Origin of the sequence: Mesorhizobium sp. WSM4312 (assembly GCF_002294875.1) — a bacterium.
GTDB lineage: Bacteria > Pseudomonadota > Alphaproteobacteria > Rhizobiales > Rhizobiaceae > Mesorhizobium.
This window is the reverse complement of sequence record NZ_NSFU01000001.1, coordinates 454,134-470,669: the sequence shown is the minus strand read 5'-3', so window position 1 is coordinate 470,669 and position 16,536 is coordinate 454,134. Positions and strand designations below refer to the sequence as shown.

The window sequence follows — 16,536 nt, the reverse complement described above, 5'->3', positions numbered from 1 at the left end:
AAATGTCACGGGCTGCCGGCGCTCTTCATCCAGGCGCCGGGCGTCACTCCGACCACGGACTTGAACACGCGCGTCAGATGCGCCTGGCCGAAGAAGCCGGTCGCTTCCGCGGCAAGCGCGGCGGCGTCATGTGCCATCATCGCCTTCGGCCTGCCGATCCGCGTCTGCATCTGCCAGCAATGCGGCTGCTGGAAAGTCGTCCGCGCCGATGCTTATGGTCAGTTGAGCCTAAACGCTTTCGAGATAGGTCTCGATCTCGAAATCGCTGACGTTGAGAGCAAACGTATTCAACTCCTGGCGTTTGCAGGCGACGAAGGAGTCGCGCAGGATCGCCGGGAAGATCTCCGCCACATGCGTACCGCTTTCGAAGGTGGCGATCGCCGAGGCCCAGTCCGGCGGCAGCTTGGCTGGTGCCGCGCCTTGTCCGTCGCTCCCGGTCGGCTCGCCCGGCGACATCTGCCTTTCGATGCCGATCAGGGCCGCGCCCAATATGGCGGCAAGCACCAGATAGGGATTGGCGTCCGCCCCCGACACGCGATGCTCGATGCGGCGCGCTCCGGTCGGGCCGCCGGGAATGCGGATCGCGACCATGCGGTTCTCGTAACCCCAGGCGACCGCGGTCGGCGCATAGGAACGCGGGCGGAGCCTGCGGTAGGAATTGAAGTGCGGTGCGAACACCAGCGTGCTCTCGGCCATCGCCGCCAACAGCCCGCCGACCGCGTGGCGCATGGTTTCCGAGCCCTGGTCGGTGCCGTCGTCGAACACATTGCGCCCTTCGGCGTCGACCAGGCTGAAATGGACGTGAAAGCCGTTGCCGGCGCGGTCGCCATAGGGTTTGGCCATGAAGCAGGCGGCAAAGCCGTGCTTGCGGGCAATGCCCTTCACCGTGCGCTTGAACAGCACGGCGTCGTCGGCCGCCCGCAGCGCGTCGGCGACATGGTTCAGATTGATCTCGAACTGGCCGACGCCATTTTCGGCAATCGCCGTGTCGACGGGAATGCCTTGCGCCCGGCAGGCTTCGTAGACGTCGTGGATGAAGGCTTCGAAATCGTCGATCTCGTCGATCGACAGCGCCGCGTCGGAATCGAGGCGCCGCCCGGTGACCGGCGAGACAGGGCCGACCGGCCGCTGCGATTGCGGATCAACCAGATAGAATTCAAGTTCCGTTGCCGCGACCGGGGTCAGGCCGAGCGCCCTGTAGCGGTCGAGGATACGGGCCAGCGCCCGCCGGGGATCGCCGAGATACGGCGCGCCGCTTTCATCGGCGAGCCAGAGCGGGACAAGCGCGGTCGGATGCGCCGTCCAGTCCACCGGTAGGATGCCGCGTCCCGTCCATTGGCAGAGTCCATCGGCATCGCCGGTGGAGAAGACCAGCGTGTTGCCTTCGATATCCTCGCCCCAGATGTCGAGCCCGATCAGCGAATAGGGCATGCGCAGCTTGCCTTTCAGCGCCTTGCGGGCCTGCTCCACCGGTATGCGTTTTCCCCGCATGACGCCGTTGAGGTCGCACACCGCCGCCCTCAGGCTCTGTATGTCGCTTCTGCTTTCAAGCCAGCTCAGAACGTCCGCAATTGCATCGCTCAATTTTAAAACCTCTGGTTTTCGAAGGTGCCCAAGCCCTGCCGGCTGCGCTATCCCTGGTAAAAAATGCTTGTGAGTTTTCGGAAAGCCTATCCAGCCACTGCGGGATATTTTTCCTTATTTTTTCAAGTCACTAGCTGGGATATCGGGAGGCATTTCAAAACCAATTGCGCGATCTGCGATCGCAACATAGAGGCTAGAAGGCGGAAAGCCAAGGGGCATTCGGCATGCCTGCTTCGCCGCCGGGCTGGCACGATCGGCCTTTGGGGCGAGCGACTATCGCCGTCCAATCCTAGCCTCTGGCGCCCGGAAATCTGGCCTGGCGCAGGATGTGCGCCGCGCCTTCGTCGATGTCGCGAGCGATGGCCGCGCGAGCACGCGCCGCGTCTTGCGCCTCGATCGCGGCGACGACTTCCTCGTGATAGTCGATGTCGAGGATGGAGGCGAGATCGTCCTCGAACCCCATGGCGAGGTTCCTGAGGAAGGGGCCGACCTGCATCCACACGGTCTCGATCAGGAAGATCATCTGCTCGTTACCACAATGGCGATAGATCGAGAATTTGAAGGCGTAATTCTTCCTGAGATAGTCGTCGATATCGCCCTCGCGCGCAGCCAGGGTCAATTCGGTGCTGTGGCGTCGGATCGTCCGCAGATTGTTGCCGTTGATGCGCTTTGTCGCGAGTTCGGTCGCCGAGCCTTCCAGAATCGTGCGCACGGCGGTCAATTGCGAAAACCGTTCGGCCGAAATGACCGGCACTTCGACGCTGCCGTTCGGCATCGGGCTTAGCGCGCGCAGCGCCTGCAGCCGCATGAAGGCGCTGCGCACTGGCATGTCGCTGGTGCCGAGTTCCTTGGCGAGCTTGCGCGACGTCAGCTTCTGGCCGGGCGTGAACTGGCCCGACATCAGTGCCCGCACAAGCTCCAGATAGACCTTCTCATGCAGGGGTACGCTGTCGATGGCGCTCAGCCCGAATCGTGTTCTGTCGGCCATTGGCGGGCGCTACTTCGTTCGTTCTGAAATCTGGCCTGACGACGGCAGCCGCAGGTGATCCTGATTGGGCCGAGCACGGCGGACGCCGAAGTCAGCGATATATCGGTGCATGATAGACGCCTCAATCGTTACGCGGCAAGCCGTCAGCAATGCGGCCAAGGGCAGGTCGCGCGACACGATGCCGGCGCAGGCGGGAGATTGTCCTGCAGCCCGGTTTCGCGCAGCACGGACAACGCAGCCGGCTTTGTCTGTGATTGGCATGCATGATCAGCGTCGGCGCCATGTATCGCGTTCGCCTCGGCGCAACGTTCGCTGGGCAGCGTAATTGCTGGCCTTTCGGCTTGGGTTGCAGGCACGCGGCATCCGCGTGGCGGTTTGCAATATCGCGCTCACAAATCTTGACCTTGCGCGCACTTGCACGTCCGGCCGCTCTCTGGCTTTTTGGGGCACCCATCCGAGCGGACTGATTCGCGTCATGCCGCTCGATTGCAGTGTCTTGCAGACAGTCTGCTCGTGGGTCGTGAAGCGCGCGCAATTGGCGAAGGAGAAGCAGGCATGGCCGAGTTCAAGAAGCCGGAAATCTCCGAGATGAGGCCCAAGATCACCGTTATCGGCGTCGGCGGCGGTGGCGGCAACGCCATCAACAACATGATCGTGGAGCAGCTTCAGGGCACTGAATTCATTGCCGCCAACACCGATGCCCAGGCGCTGACCATGTCGAAGGCGACGCGGTTGATCCAGCTTGGCGCGCATGTCACCGAAGGTCTGGGCGCCGGCTCGCTGCCCGAGATCGGCCGCGCCGCGGCCGAGGAATCGCTCGACGAGATCATGGATCATCTGGCCGGCACGCATATGTGCTTCGTCACCGCCGGCATGGGTGGCGGCACCGGCACCGGCGCTGCCCCGATCATCGCGCAAGCGGCGCGCAAGGCCGGCATACTGACGGTGGGCGTCGTCACCAAGCCCTTCACTTTCGAGGGCCGGCGCCGCATGCAGATGGCCGAGGAGGGCATCGAGCGGCTGCGCGAAGCCGCCGACACCGTGATCGTCATCCCGAACCAGAACCTGTTCCGCATCGCCGATGCCAAGACCACCTTCGCCGATGCGTTCGTCATTGCCGACCGGGTGCTTTATTCCGGCGTCAGCTGCATCACCGATCTCATCGTCAAGGAAGGCCTGATCAATCTCGACTTCGCCGACGTCAAATCGGTCATGCGGGGCATGGGCCGCGCCATGATGGGAACCGGCGAGGCATCAGGCGAAAGCCGGGCGATGAAGGCGGCGGAAGCCGCGATCGCCAACCCACTGCTCGACGAAGTGTCGATGAAGGGCGCCAAGGGCGTGCTGGTCTCGATATCGGGCGGCCGCGACATGACCCTGTTCGAGGTCGACGAGGCCGCCACCCGCATCCGCGAAGAGGTCTACGAGGATGCCGATATCATCGTCGGCGCCATCTTCGACAAGAGCATGGAAGGCCGTTTCAGGGTTTCCGTGGTAGCAACCGGTCTCGATAGGGCGATCGGCGACGCCGATGCCGGCATCGCGCATGACCATTCCATGCCGTCCGCGGCACGGATCTTGCAGTAGACTTTTCTCCTCGAATTGACGGAGCCTTGGGGAGGCGGCCTGCGGAATGACGCAGGCGCGCCGCACTTGCTTGCGCTCCATGTTCGGGCAAAGCGGCCATCTCCGATCGAAATTTAAAACGTTTGCATTTTTGCAAAAGGCAATTACAAACGTTTCAAACTCGCGTGAGGGAGGATCGATGACCACCCGCGTCATCACGCTGAAGGAGCTTGCGGCAAGCCTCGACCTGTCGATCACGACGGTTTCGCGGGCGCTTGCCGGCCATGAGCAGATCGCGCTGAAGACGCGTGAGCGCGTCGCGCAGGCGGCGCGCCAGGCCGGCTATGTGCCCAACACCGCGGCGCGTACGCTCGTCTCGGGTCGCAGCGGTTTCGTCGGCCTCGTCCTGCCGATACGCGGCCCCAATCTTGTCGATTCCTTCCTGGGCGAATTCGTCACCGGGCTCGGCGAAGGGCTGGTCTCGCATGGCGCCGACCTCATTTTGGCCACGGCCGCACTTGGCCATTCCGAACTGTCGGTGCTGCGCCACGTCGTCGAATCGGGGCGCGCCGATGGCGTCGTCGTCACCCGCATTGCCGAGACCGACGAGCGCCTTGCCTATCTGCGCGAGCGTGGCTTCCCGTTCGTCGCTCACGGCCGGCTGCTCGACAGCGACTTTGGCTACAACTGGCTCGACACGGATGGCGCGCACGCCTTCGGCGAAGCCTTTGACATGCTCTATGATCTCGGCCACCGCCATTTCGGCCTGGTGACGATCTCGGAAGCGATGACCTTTCGCCATCTCAGGCAAGATGGCCTTGCCGCGGCCATCGCCCGGCGGGGCGACCCCTCGGTGCGGCTCGACGTGGTCACGGCGCCGCGCTTCGACCAAGAGGCGCGCATCGAGGCCGTCAACCGGATGCTGCGAGGCCCCGACAGGCCGACGGCCATTGTCGCTTTGTTCGACGAACTGGCGCTGACCGTGATGGAGGAGGCCGCCCGTGCGGGGCTCGGTGTGCCGCGCGACCTGTCCGTTATCGGCTTCGACAACATCGCCGCCTCCGCCTATGCGCCGCCGGGCCTCACCACATTCGACGCCTCGATCCGCCACTGCGCGCGCGAGATCGCCGACATGCTGCTCACTGTCATTGCCGAGAAACCCGGCAAGCCGCTGACGCGGCTGATCCGGCCGACACTGGTAGCGCGGGCAAGCCATGGGCCGGCGCCACGGACAAGAAGCTGACGCCGCAATGCCGGCGCATATCCAGGGAGGAAGACCATGATGAGAGCATTGAAGACACTGGCTGGTGCCGCGCTGGCGCTGTCGATCGCCGTCGGTGGCGCCCAGGCTCAGCAGGTGCTGTTTTGGTCGACACAGGCGCGCCCGGTCGAGGAGACGCAGAAGATGCGCGACGAGGTGCTGAAAGGCTTCGAAGACGCGGTCGACTATCAGGTTGCCGAGGACGGTCCCTGGCTCACCCGCCTGCAGGCGGAATTGCAGGCCGGCTCCGGCACGATCGGCCTGCTTGGCGGCCTGCACGGCGATTTCTCCACGGTCGGCGCCAATCTTGTCGACCTGTCGGCTGTCGATGTCGGCGGGGTCAAGGTCAACGAGGCCTACAAGAAGCTCGGCATGCTCGGCACCGGCGAGCAGAAATACCTGCCCTGGATGCAGGCCACCTACCTGATGGCGGCCAACAAGCAGGCGCTGCAATATCTGCCGGCGGGCACCGATCTCAACACCATCACCTATGACCAGCTGATCGAATGGTCGAAGAACATCGCCGAGAAGACCGGCTCGCCGAAATTCGGTTTTCCGGCTGGCCCCAAGGGACTGAAGCATCGCTTCTTCGAAGGCTTTCTCTATCCGTCCTACACCGGTTCGATGGTCACGAAATTCCGTTCGGCCGAGGCCGAGACGGCGTGGAACAAGTTCAAGGAATTGTGGCAGTACACCAACCCGAACTCGACCAACTATGCCTTCATGCAGGAGCCGCTGCTTTCGGGCGAAGTCTGGGTGGCGTTCGACCATGTCGCGCGGCTCGCCGATGCCTTCAACAAGAAGCCGGATCAGTTTGTCGCTTTTCCCGCGCCGGCCGGGCCCGACGGTCGCGGCTTCATGCCTGTCGTAGCCGGCATTGCCATTCCGAAGACCTCGCCGGACCAGGAGAAGGCCAAGGCGCTGGCCGCCTATATGCTGAAGCCGGAAACACAGATCGCGACGCTCAAGGCGACCAATTTCTTCCCCGTCGTCGACGTCAAGCTGCCCGACGACATGCCGGCCTCGGTCAAGGCGTTCGGCCCTGCCATCGCCACCATGACCGGTGCTCCCGATGCAGTGCCGGCGCTGTTGCCGATGGGGCTCGGCGACCTCGGCGGCAAGTTCAACCAGGTCTACACCGACTCCTTCGAGCGCATCGTGCTCGGCGGTGAGGACGTGCACGGCGTCCTCGAACAGCAGGCCGCCGCCCTGAAGGCGATCATCGACCAGGCGAAGGCGCCATGCTGGGCGCCCGACAAGCCATCCCAGGGCGCTTGCCCGGTGGAATAGGCGGACCATGATCCCGAACCGAAGGACCGCGTCAGCGAAAAGTGGAAGCCGGTTTTCGCAAAAGATCATGGTCAAACGATAAGACATCCTCCCGAGGGGGCGTCCGGAGTTTGTTGCACTCCGGGCGCCCAGACCGCGGCACGGCGGCATCGCAAAGGACAAACACCATGCACGGCAAGGCTCTGCCCTATCTGCTGCTGATGCCGGCGACACTGTTCCTGTGCATCTTCTTCCTTTATCCATTCGCGCTCGTCGCCTTCGAGGCGGTCACCCGCGACGGCGCCTTCACCCTCGACAATTTCCGCACCATGGCCGGCAGCTGGAAATTCCCCGCCACGGTGCGCAACACCTTGATGCTGGCGGCAATCGTCGTGCCGATCCAACTGACCATGGCGTTGCTGATGGCAAGCGTGGTGTCGCGGCTGGAGACCGGGCGCAGCGCGGCCCTTTACGTCTTCGCCATTCCGCTCGGCATTTCCGACCTCGCCGCCGGGCTGATCTGGCTCGCCATCTTCGACCAGTCCGGCTTCCTCAACACGCTGCTTTCCAGCCTGGGCGTCGTCGACAGGCCGGTCATGTTCCTCGGCTACCAGAGCAAGCTGACCATCTTCATCGCCGTGGCGCTGGCGGAGATCTGGCGGGCCACGGCAATCATGATGGTCATCCTCGTCGCCGGCATGGGTCTGATCCCCAAGGAATATTACGAGGCGGCCGAGGTGTTCGGGGCAAGCCCGTGGCAGCGCTTCCGGCGTATCACGTTGCCATTGCTGCGCCCCAGCCTGCAGACAGCGATCATCCTGCGCGTCATCCTCGCCTTCGAGGTCTTCGCCGTGGTCGCGGCACTCGGCGGTACCAATCTGCCGGTGCTGATGGGCGAAACCTACAACTGGCAGTTCACGCTGCAGGACCGCAATGTCGCCGCCGCCTCGGCGCTGCTCATCCTCGCCATCTCGATCGGCTTCACGCTGTTTTTCCTCAGGGTGCTGCGTGTGCCCAAGGAGGCACGGATATGAAGGAGGCCCGGATATGAGCGCCGTTGCGGAGACGCCGGTCGCAGCCGTCGCCGACGCACGCAAGGCCGGCGACTGGCTGCTGATCGCCACCGCCATCCTGCTTGGCGTCTGGGTGCTGTTGCCGATCTATCTGCTGATCGTCAACGCGCTGTCGTCGCCCGATCAGGTGACGGCTTTCCCAAAGCGCTTCTTCCCGTCCTTCGATCTCGGCAGCCTCTCGTTCTTCATCAATTTCGCCGGCGTTGCCAGGGCGCTGTGGAATTCGGTGCTCGTCGCCACGCTGACGATGATCCTGGCCATCGGTTTCGGCGCGCCGGCCGGTTACGCGCTGTCGCGCTTCGATTTTCCAGGGAAGGGCAGCTTCCGCTTCCTGGTGCTGATGACCAGGGCCTTCCCGCTGCCGCTTCTGGCGCTGCCGCTGGCGGTGATGTTCATCCGCACCGGCCTCGACGACACCGCCATCGGGCTGGCGCTGGTGCACACCACACTGGCGCTGCCGTTCGCCGTGCTGATCACCTTCTCGCTGTTTTCGGGCATTCCCGTTGAGCTGGAGGAAGCAGCCTGGACGCTCGGCTGCACGCGCTGGCAGGCCTTCCGCAAGGTGATCCTGCCGCTGGCGCTGCCGGGCATAGCCGCATCGGCGGTATTTGCCTTCACCATCTCCTGGAACGAGGTGTTCGCGGCTGCCGTGCTCACCATCGAAAACCGTACGCTGACCGCCTTCCTGCTGCAGAGCCTTGGCGAGTCGCCGCTCTATCTCAAATTCGCCGGCGGGGCGGCGCTGGTCGTGCCGGCGCTGATCTTCATCTTCGCCGTCCGCAAATACCTTTTCGCCATGTGGGGGATCGCCAACCGATGATGCGTTACACGGAGACGGCCCATGGCTGAAATCGCGATCAAGGGCGTGGCCAAGCGCTTCGGCGGCTTCACCGCGCTGCATCAGGTCGACCTCACAATATCTGACCAGGAATTCATGGTGCTGCTCGGCGCGTCGGGCTGCGGCAAAACCACGTTGCTCAGGATTGTCGCCGGGCTGGAACGCCCAAGCCAGGGCGAGGTGTGGATCGGTGGGCGCCGCGTCGACCATCTGCCGCCACGTGAGCGCGGCATCGCCATGGTGTTCCAGAACTATGCGGTCTTTCCGCATCTGACCGTGTTCGAGAACATCGCCTTCGGCCTGCGCATGAAGAAATTACCGCAGCGGGAGGTCGAGCGCCGCGTCAACCGCACCGCCGAACTCATGCACATCGAGCAATTGCTGAAGCGCTATTCCGGCCAATTGTCCGGCGGCCAGCGCCAGCGTGTCGCGGTCGCCCGCGCGCTCGCCATGGAGCCCGACGTCATCCTGATGGACGAGCCGCTGTCGAACCTCGACGCGCTGCTGCGGCTGGAAATGCGCGCCGAACTCAAGGGCGTGCTGGCGGCATCGAAGACCACCACCATCTATGTCACCCACGACCAGGTCGAGGCGATGAGCCTCGCCGACCGCATCGCCGTCATGCATCAGGGCCGCATCGTCCAGGCGGCCTCGCCGGTCGAGGTCTACCGCAATCCGGCCGCACGTTTCGTCGGCTCCTTCATCGGCAATCCGCCGATGAATTTTATCCCGGCGACCAAGGCCGCGAACGGCAGGTGGACCGTTGCCGGGCTGACGCTGCCGGGCCCCAGCTCGGACAGGCCGAAGCTCGAATTCGCCATCCGTCCCGAGGATGTCGACGCGGGCGGCGAGGGTTTGCACGCCACGGTGCGCGTCATCGAGCCGCTCGGGCCGCACACGCTGGTCACCTGCGATGTCGAGGGCGGCCTGTTCCGCGCCATCCTGGACTCCAACGCCGGCGTTCAGGTCGGCGACGATCTGCGCCTGGCGCCCAAACCCGACCGCATCCGCTGGTTCGATCCCGAAACCACCAATGCCCTTTGACACCGAAAGCCCTGAAACGCCCATGACTTCTTCTGCCAATGCCGACATCATCGCCCGCGCCGTCGAGGTGCTCAGGGAGAACGACCATGGCGCCTACACCATCCCGACAAAGGATCTCTACCCGTTCCAGTGGAATTGGGATTCCTGCCTGACCGCGCTCGGCCTTGCCCATTACGACGAGGCGCGGGCCTGGACCGAGATGGAGACCTTGTTCGCGCATCAGTGGCCGGACGGCATGGTGCCGCACATCGTCTTTCACGTCTGGAACGACGGCTATTTTCCCGGCCCCGAAGTCTGGCGGACTGGCCGTCCGACAGCGACATCCGGCATCACCCAGCCGGCGGTCGCCGGCTTTGCCGCGCGCCGGCTGTTCGACCGGGCGAACGACAAGAAACTGGCGGCGGAGCGGGCTCGCGCATTGCTGCCGAAGATCGATGCCTGGCACCGCTGGTTCTATGAGAACCGCGACCCCAAGGGGGAGGGGCTGGTCGCCATCATCCATCCCTGGGAGTCCGGCCGCGACAATTCCATTGACTGGGACGATGCCTTCGAGCGCGTGCCGACCGACGGCGTCGAGCCCTATACGCGCCGCGACACCTTGCATGCCGACCCGGCGCATCGGCCAACGCGCGAGCAGTATGACCGCTACATCTGGCTGGTGCAGCATTTTCGCGGGCTTGGCTGGAACAATGCGAGGCTGCATGACGCCTCGCCCTTCCAGGTCGTCGATCCCGGCTTCAACGCCATCCTGATCCGTGCCGCGACCGATCTTGCCGATCTCGCCGAGGCACTCGGCGAGACCGAAATTGCCGCCGCCAACCGTGCCCGCGCGCAAAAGGGCCTGGCGGCCATGGAACGGCTGTGGAGCGAGGCGCGTGGCCAATACCTCTGCCTCGACCGCGTCACCGGCGATTTGATCGACAGCGCGTCGGTGGGCGGCCTCCTGCCGGCCTTCGCGGCCATCCCCAAGCCTCGTGCCGCCGCAATCGCCGCAACCGTCGAACGGCTTGCCGGCAAGGCACGCTATGTCGTGCCGTCGCATGATCCAGGCGATCCGCGCTTCGACGCCAAGCGCTATTGGCGCGGTCCGGTCTGGCTGGTGGTCAACTACATGATATCAGATGGGCTTACCGCCGCCGGCCACGGCCAAGTGGCGCGGCGCATCACTCAGTCCAGCCTCGATCTCATCCGGGAAAGCGGCTTTGCCGAATACTACGATCCGCTGACCGGCGAGCCGCTCGGCGGCGGCCGTTTCACATGGACGGCGGCGATGGTGATCGAGTTCCTGCGTGGTGCGTAAGTGCGCTGGCCGCCTCTTCAGGACGCTTTCTCGCCGATCAGCTCAAACCGTTCGATCTCGCATTGCCGGGCGACCAGCGCCAGGATTTCCGTCGACGGTTCGATCGCGTCGGGCTGCTTCCATTCGAGATTGAACGAGTAGATGAAGCGGTCGCGGTCGGCGTCGTGCTCCATCATCGAAAGGCGCGCGTCATAGCCAAGCGGGCGCACCATCTCCTGAAGGTCGGGCGGGGATTCCTTCGCCCAGGAGACAGACAGGACCGCATGGTGGTCGCGCGGGATCCGGAGGTCGACCCATTTCAGCGCCTGAAGCGTCACCAGGGTCAGCAGCGTCGTGATTGCGGCAAGGCCGAACTGGCCGCCGCCAAACGCAAGCCCGATCATCGTCATGATCCACATCGTGGCGGCGGTGGTGACGCCGGTCACGAGATCGCCGCGCCGGAGGATGGCGCCGCCGCCGATGAAGCCGACGCCGGTCAGCACGCCAAGCGGAAAACGCAACACATCCATGCGAGCGAAGGAGTCCGCTCCCTTGCCCATCGTATCGAGCAGCAAGTTGGCCTGGATCATGGCAACCGCGGCGGCAAGCCCGACCAGGATGGTCGTCCGAAGCCCTGCGGTGTGGCCGCGCGCTTCCCTGTTCAGACCGATCAGGAAACCTGCCGCCAGCACAAGCAGGAGGCGTGCGACGAGATCGGGCCAGGTCGGATGAAGCGGCATATCGCAGCAAAGCGGTTCGAACATCGTTCCGTGCTCCGCCCCCCATTCCCGGGATTTTCAACACCGCCCGGCACCGATGGTTCCTCGCGGCGCTATGCTTCACGCCCTCGGGGCGAGCCTGGCGTGTCGGTCACCGGACGGCGAAACCCAGCACCAGTGCCAGGACAACGATACCGACCAGGCCGGCGATGAAGATGATTCGCTGCGCGCGGGTGCGCAGGATGATTTCGCCCTGCCTTGCGTCCTGTCCGGAAAAAACCGGTCCCTGCCTGCCGCGATCCTTGCTCATGACGTGCTCCTTCCGGCCGGCGCTGCGACCCTGAACCTCAACTGAAGAACCGTTTTGCCCCCTCGAGGTTCCAGCCGAACGCGCGGCCCATCGACCACGCCGCCGCGCGATTTGAACGGCGGCGCTTGACTCCGGCGAAGCCTTGTGAAAAATTTTGCAGCAACTGATAAAAATATCATAGGGTGGAAATGGTAGGGTTCGGCAACGGCCTCCTGCGCGACGACGAAACCAGCATGGCGACGCGTGCCGCGTGGCTTCACTATGCCGGCGGCCTGACCCAGTCCGAGGTCGCCAAGCGGCTGGGGCTGACCAGCCTCAAGGCCCATCGCCTCATCACCAAGGCCAACCAGGAAGGGCTGGTGAAGGTCTATATCGACGGCGAAGTGTCGGAATGCGTCGAGCTCGAGGACGAACTGTCCCGCCGCTACGGCCTCGATTATTGCGAGGTGGTTCCGGACTTCGATTCCGAGGATCTGCCGCTCAAGGCGCTCGGCATTGCCGGCGCGCAGTTCCTCAAGCGCGAGATCGAGCGCGGCGAGGAAGCGCTGATCGGCGTCGGCCATGGCCGCACGCTTGCCGCCTGCGTGGAATATCTGCCGCGCACCTCGACCGACAAGATCCGCTTCGTCTCGCTGCTGGGCGGCCTGACGCGCAAATTCTCGGCCAACCCGCATGACGTCATCCACCGCCTGGCCGAACGCACGGGCGCCGAAGCCTATGTCATGCCGGTGCCGATGTTCGCCAACACGGCCGAGGACCGCACCGTCCTGCTCGGGCAGAAGGGCATCAGCGAGGTCTTCGATCTCGCGCGCTCCGCCGACCTGTTGTTCGCCGGCATCGGCACCGCCGAACGCGAGGCGTCGCTGGTTGCCACCGGCATGATCGAAAAGGGCGAGATGGAGGAGATCCGCCGCAATGGCGGCGTCGGCGAATTGCTCGGCCATTTCTTCGACGACGCCGGCAAGGCGGTGGCGACGACCGTTTCCGACCGGGCGCTGGCCTTGACGCGAGAGGACATTGCCAGCCGCCGGATCGTCGCCGTCGCCGGCGGCAAGATCAAGGTTCGCGCCATCAAGTCGGTGCTCGAAGGCCGCTATCTCAAGGGCTTGATAACAGACGAGCGGACGGCGCGATCGCTCGTGGAAGAGACGCCGGTCGGGTAGCCGGTATCAGTTTCAGTTGAAACTACCCTGTGGAGGAGAAGACGAAATGCATGAGAAAGAGAAAGACCTCATTGATGCCTTCCTGCGCGGACAAGTCGACCGTCGCGGGCTGATCAAGGGCCTCGGTGCCATGGGCCTTGCCGCCGGCACCGCCGGCACGCTGCTCAATCTTGGGCAGACCCGCGCGCTTGCCGCCGACTTCGACTGGCAGGCGCATAAGGGCAAGACCATCAAGCTCCTGCTCAACAAGCATCCCTATGCCGATGCGATGATCGCCGATCTCGAAAACTTCAAGAAGCTGACCGGCATGAACGTCGTCTATGACGTGTTCCCGGAAGACGTCTATTTCGACAAGGTCACGGCAGCCCTTTCGGCAAGCTCGCCCGAATACGATGCCTTCATGACCGGCGCCTACATGACCTGGACCTATGGCCCTGCCGGCTGGATCACCGACCTCAATGAATGGATCAAGGATCCGGCCAAGACCAACCCGAACTATGCCTGGGACGACTTCCTGCCCGGCGTCAAGAATTCCTGTGCCTGGAATGGCAAGCCGGGCGGCGCGCTGGGTTCGGATGATGCAAAGCAGTGGTGCATTCCGTGGGGCTTCGAACAGAACAACATCACCTACAACAAGGCGATGTTCGACAAGGCCGGCGTCACCATTCCCGGCAACATGGACGAGATGGTTGCCGCGGCGGCCAAGCTCACCAAGGATGTCGGTGGCGGCGTCTATGGCATCGGCGTGCGTGGCTCGCGTTCCTGGGCGACGATCCATCCGGGCTTCCTGTCGGCCTACGCCAATTTTGACCAGAAGGACCTCAACGTTTCGGCAGACGGCAAATTGTCGGCCGCTATGAACACCACCCAGTCCAAGGCTTTCCACAAGCAGTGGGTTCAGATGATCCAGGAGAGCGGCCCCAAGGACTGGTCGACCTACACCTGGTATCAGGTCGGCACCGATCTCGGCGCCGGCGCCTCGGCGATGATCTTCGACGCCGATATCCTCGGTTACTTCATGAATGGCGGCGACAACAAGATGGCCGGCAAGCTCGCCTTCGCAAGCTTCAAGGCCAACCCGGCAGCCAAGGCGGCGACGCCCAACATCTGGATCTGGTCGCTGGCGATGTCCAATTTCTCGAAGGACAAGGACGCCACCTGGTATTTCATGCAATGGGCCTCCGGGCCGGAGCATGGGCTGTTCGGCGCGACCAAGATGGACTTCGTCAATCCGGTCCGCCAGTCGGTCTGGAAGGACGAGATGTTCCGCGAAAAGCTGAACAAGAGCTATCCCGGTTATGTCGAGATGTTCGACGCCTCGGCGCCGGGCGCCTCGATCAAGTTCACCGCCCAGCCGCTGTTCTTCGATCTCACCACCGAATGGGCGGCGACGCTGCAGAAGATGGTGGCCAAGGAAGTGCCGGTCGACGAGGGCCTCGACAAGCTCGCCGAAAGCATCAACGGCCAGCTCAAGGAAGCCGGGCTCGGCTAAGTCGCAACGAGGGCCGGCCTGCCTGGCCGGCCGGCCCTCATCACGCCTTTTCACGTTTGCGATGCGGTGCCGGAAGGTAGCCGCCATTCGCCCCACCGGTCGCCTTGCTCCCTTGGGCGGCCGGCAGGGCGAAGCGACAGCAACAACGGAGCAACTCGATGACTGCGGTGGTATCGCAAAGGCCCAAGCCATCCGGCTTCAGGATCAGCAAGCGGGTGCTGCCCTATGTGCTCAGCCTGCCGGCGTTGCTCGTCTGCATCGGCATCCTGATCCCGTTCCTCACCTCGGTCGTCTATTCCTTCCAGCGCTATCGGTTGAGCCAGCCCTGGGCGCGGCAGTTCAACTGGGGCGACAACTACATCTCCTTCTTCACCGACCCGAAATTCTGGAATACGCTCAAGGTGTCGCTGCTCTATGCCGGCACCACAGTCGTGCTGGAACTGCTTCTCGGCCTCGCCATCGCCTTGCTGCTGCAGAAGCGCTCGACGCTGAACAACTTCATCTCGATCATGCTGTTGATGCCGCTGATGACGGCGCCCGCACTTGCCGCGCTGATGTGGAAGCTGATGACCAATCCCGGCTTCGGCGTGCTCAGCTATGTCGCCAGCCTCATCGGCCTGCAGGATTTCCGCTGGGCGTCGTCGCCGTCGACGGCGCTGTTCACGGTGGTGCTGGTCGATATCTGGGTCTACACGCCCTTCATCATGATCCTGCTGCTCGCGGGCCTGCGCAGCCTGCCGACGCAGCCCTTCGAAGCGGCCGCGCTCGATGGCGTGCCGCGAAGCTTCGTCTTCTTCCGCATCACACTGCCGATGCTGACGCCCTACATCCTGACGGCGACTTTGTTCCGGCTGCTCGATTCCATCCAGCAGTTCGATATCATCTATGCGATGACACAAGGCGGGCCGGGCGACACGCTGACCGTCTTCCAGGTCGAGGCCTATCTCAACTTCTTCCAGTCGACCAATGTCGGCCGCTCGGCGGCGCTGATGATCATCCTGTGGGCGATCACCTATTTCCTCTCCAACATCTTCATCAAGAACTGGCTCAGGCTGCGCGAACGCGCCCGTGGCCAGGCATAGGAGGCCGGGATGGAACACACCTCGCTTCTCGAGCGCATCCTGCGCGGCATAGCCCTGACGCTGGTCGTGATCTTCTTCATGTTCCCGATCGTCTGGATCTTCATGATGTCGTTCCAGACCAACGAGACGATCCTGCGCATCCCGCCGCAGCTGATCTTCGAGCCGACGCTCGCCAACTACACCGCGCTGGTCACCGGTAAGCTGATGACCGCCGCCGGCACGCTCGACATCGCCTTCATGCGCAACCTCTGGAATTCGGTGTTCCTGTCGGTGACCTCGGTCGCGGTCTCGCTGCTTCTCGGCGTGCCGGCGGCCTATGCCTTCGCGCGCCACAAATTCCGAGGCTCGGAGGACATCGCCTTCACACTGCTGTCGTTCAAGTTCGCGCCCGCGCTGCTGGTGCTGCTGCCGCTCACCCTCTATTTCCAGAAGCTTGGTCTCGCCAACACCTATGTCGGGCTGATCTGGGTCTACCAGCTGATCTGCCTGCCGCTGATCCTGTGGATCGTGCGCGGCTATTTCGAGGATATTCCGGCCGACATCGAATATGCCTACCGCATCGGCGGCCATTCCTGGTTCGCCACCTTCCGCAAGATCGCGCTGCCGCTCGCCGGTCCCGGCATCGCCGCCGCCGGCCTGCTCGCCTTCATCTTCGCCTGGAACAATTTCGTCTTCGCGCTGGTGCTGGCCTCGGCCGACAAGCAGCCGGTGACGGTCGGCGCGCTTGCCTTCATCACCTCCTCCGGCATCCAGTACGGCCAGATCTCGGCGGCCATCGTGCTCTCGATCACACCGACGCTGGCGCTCGCCCTCTATGCGCAGCGCTATCTCGTCGAAGGCCTCTCGCTTGGCGCGGTGAAAGGATAGA

At 63.8% G+C, this 16,536-nt stretch carries 15 protein-coding genes and 1 pseudogene; 11 read left to right on the top strand and 5 right to left on the bottom strand.

The window, feature by feature from the left end; genetic code table 11:
* Positions 1 to 5: 5 nt before the first annotated feature.
* The 3 genes from CK228_RS02215 to CK228_RS02205 form a co-directional block, all read right to left on the bottom strand.
* Complete coding sequence (locus CK228_RS02215) at positions 6 to 170, bottom strand: helix-turn-helix transcriptional regulator (protein ID WP_179295777.1); 165 nt, start codon at positions 168 to 170, stop codon at positions 6 to 8.
* 58 nt (positions 171 to 228) lie between these two features.
* On the bottom strand, positions 229 to 1,584 hold the full coding sequence (locus CK228_RS02210) for a glutamine synthetase family protein (RefSeq protein ID WP_095786713.1): 1,356 nt from the start codon (positions 1,582 to 1,584) through the stop codon (positions 229 to 231).
* A gap of 289 nt (positions 1,585 to 1,873) precedes the next feature.
* The gene (locus CK228_RS02205) at positions 1,874 to 2,572 is read right to left on the bottom strand and encodes a GntR family transcriptional regulator (protein ID WP_095771182.1); all 699 of its coding nucleotides are present in this window, start codon (positions 2,570 to 2,572) and stop codon (positions 1,874 to 1,876) included.
* Between the two features lie 555 nt (positions 2,573 to 3,127).
* On the opposite strand from CK228_RS02205, the pseudogene ftsZ reads away from it, so the two are divergent.
* From ftsZ to CK228_RS02170, 7 genes and pseudogenes are all read left to right on the top strand, one after another.
* Positions 3,128 to 4,084: pseudogene (gene ftsZ / locus CK228_RS02200) on the top strand (cell division protein FtsZ); the annotation flags it as partial.
* Positions 4,085 to 4,337: 253 nt separating this feature from the next.
* On the top strand, positions 4,338 to 5,381 hold the full coding sequence (locus CK228_RS02195) for a substrate-binding domain-containing protein (protein ID WP_095786712.1): 1,044 nt from the start codon (positions 4,338 to 4,340) through the stop codon (positions 5,379 to 5,381).
* A 36-nt stretch (positions 5,382 to 5,417) separates the two neighbouring features.
* Entirely contained in the window at positions 5,418 to 6,689 is a 1,272-nt protein-coding gene (locus CK228_RS02190; protein ID WP_095786711.1) for an ABC transporter substrate-binding protein, read from the top strand.
* Positions 6,690 to 6,856: 167 nt separating this feature from the next.
* A complete protein-coding gene (locus tag CK228_RS02185; protein ID WP_095771178.1) occupies positions 6,857 to 7,702 on the top strand; it encodes a sugar ABC transporter permease in 846 nt (281 codons plus the stop codon).
* A 13-nt stretch (positions 7,703 to 7,715) separates the two neighbouring features.
* The gene (locus CK228_RS02180; RefSeq protein ID WP_095771177.1) at positions 7,716 to 8,561 is read left to right on the top strand and encodes a carbohydrate ABC transporter permease; all 846 of its coding nucleotides are present in this window, start codon (positions 7,716 to 7,718) and stop codon (positions 8,559 to 8,561) included.
* 21 nt (positions 8,562 to 8,582) lie between these two features.
* Entirely contained in the window at positions 8,583 to 9,623 is a 1,041-nt protein-coding gene (locus CK228_RS02175) for an ABC transporter ATP-binding protein (protein WP_095786710.1), read from the top strand.
* 22 nt (positions 9,624 to 9,645) lie between these two features.
* Positions 9,646 to 10,923 (top strand): trehalase family glycosidase, encoded by a 1,278-nt coding sequence (locus tag CK228_RS02170; protein WP_095786898.1) that lies wholly within the window; start codon positions 9,646 to 9,648, stop codon positions 10,921 to 10,923.
* A 17-nt stretch (positions 10,924 to 10,940) separates the two neighbouring features.
* On the opposite strand, the gene CK228_RS02165 is transcribed toward CK228_RS02170, so the two are convergent.
* Positions 10,941 to 11,666: an MgtC/SapB family protein gene (locus CK228_RS02165; protein WP_095786709.1), complete on the bottom strand. Its 726-nt coding sequence runs from the start codon at positions 11,664 to 11,666 to the stop codon at positions 10,941 to 10,943.
* A 106-nt stretch (positions 11,667 to 11,772) separates the two neighbouring features.
* On the bottom strand, positions 11,773 to 11,931 hold the full coding sequence (locus CK228_RS02160) for a peptide ABC transporter permease (RefSeq protein WP_095771174.1): 159 nt from the start codon (positions 11,929 to 11,931) through the stop codon (positions 11,773 to 11,775).
* Between the two features lie 188 nt (positions 11,932 to 12,119).
* Between CK228_RS02160 and CK228_RS02155 the strand changes: the two genes are divergently transcribed.
* From CK228_RS02155 to CK228_RS02140, 4 genes are all read left to right on the top strand, one after another.
* Positions 12,120 to 13,094, top strand: coding sequence for a sugar-binding transcriptional regulator (locus tag CK228_RS02155; protein ID WP_095786708.1), 975 nt, complete (start codon positions 12,120 to 12,122; stop codon positions 13,092 to 13,094).
* 46 nt (positions 13,095 to 13,140) lie between these two features.
* Positions 13,141 to 14,586: an extracellular solute-binding protein gene (locus CK228_RS02150; protein WP_095771173.1), complete on the top strand. Its 1,446-nt coding sequence runs from the start codon at positions 13,141 to 13,143 to the stop codon at positions 14,584 to 14,586.
* Positions 14,587 to 14,744: 158 nt separating this feature from the next.
* Positions 14,745 to 15,668, top strand: coding sequence for a sugar ABC transporter permease (locus CK228_RS02145; RefSeq protein WP_095771172.1), 924 nt, complete (start codon positions 14,745 to 14,747; stop codon positions 15,666 to 15,668).
* A gap of 9 nt (positions 15,669 to 15,677) precedes the next feature.
* Positions 15,678 to 16,535: a carbohydrate ABC transporter permease gene (locus CK228_RS02140; protein WP_095771171.1), complete on the top strand. Its 858-nt coding sequence runs from the start codon at positions 15,678 to 15,680 to the stop codon at positions 16,533 to 16,535.
* The last annotated feature ends 1 nt before the right edge of the window (position 16,536 follow it).

What these genes read in the sequence shown, in the direction of transcription:
- CK228_RS02170 (WP_095786898.1), top strand. Translation starts at nt 9,646, where the DNA reads ATGACTTCTTCTGCCAATGCCGACATCATCGCCCGCGCCGTCGAGGTG.
- CK228_RS02150 (WP_095771173.1), top strand. Translation starts at nt 13,141, where the DNA reads ATGCATGAGAAAGAGAAAGACCTCATTGATGCCTTCCTGCGCGGACAA.
- CK228_RS02180 (WP_095771177.1), top strand. Translation starts at nt 7,716, where the DNA reads ATGAGCGCCGTTGCGGAGACGCCGGTCGCAGCCGTCGCCGACGCACGC.
- CK228_RS02205 (WP_095771182.1), bottom strand. Translation starts at nt 2,572, where the DNA reads ATGGCCGACAGAACACGATTCGGGCTGAGCGCCATCGACAGCGTACCC.
- CK228_RS02145 (WP_095771172.1), top strand. Translation starts at nt 14,745, where the DNA reads ATGACTGCGGTGGTATCGCAAAGGCCCAAGCCATCCGGCTTCAGGATC.
- CK228_RS02160 (WP_095771174.1), bottom strand. Translation starts at nt 11,931, where the DNA reads ATGAGCAAGGATCGCGGCAGGCAGGGACCGGTTTTTTCCGGACAGGAC.
- CK228_RS02175 (WP_095786710.1), top strand. Translation starts at nt 8,583, where the DNA reads ATGGCTGAAATCGCGATCAAGGGCGTGGCCAAGCGCTTCGGCGGCTTC.
- CK228_RS02165 (WP_095786709.1), bottom strand. Translation starts at nt 11,666, where the DNA reads ATGTTCGAACCGCTTTGCTGCGATATGCCGCTTCATCCGACCTGGCCC.
- CK228_RS02190 (WP_095786711.1), top strand. Translation starts at nt 5,418, where the DNA reads ATGATGAGAGCATTGAAGACACTGGCTGGTGCCGCGCTGGCGCTGTCG.
- CK228_RS02185 (WP_095771178.1), top strand. Translation starts at nt 6,857, where the DNA reads ATGCACGGCAAGGCTCTGCCCTATCTGCTGCTGATGCCGGCGACACTG.
- CK228_RS02140 (WP_095771171.1), top strand. Translation starts at nt 15,678, where the DNA reads ATGGAACACACCTCGCTTCTCGAGCGCATCCTGCGCGGCATAGCCCTG.
- CK228_RS02195 (WP_095786712.1), top strand. Translation starts at nt 4,338, where the DNA reads ATGACCACCCGCGTCATCACGCTGAAGGAGCTTGCGGCAAGCCTCGAC.
- CK228_RS02155 (WP_095786708.1), top strand. Translation starts at nt 12,120, where the DNA reads ATGGTAGGGTTCGGCAACGGCCTCCTGCGCGACGACGAAACCAGCATG.
- CK228_RS02215 (WP_179295777.1), bottom strand. Translation starts at nt 170, where the DNA reads ATGCAGACGCGGATCGGCAGGCCGAAGGCGATGATGGCACATGACGCC.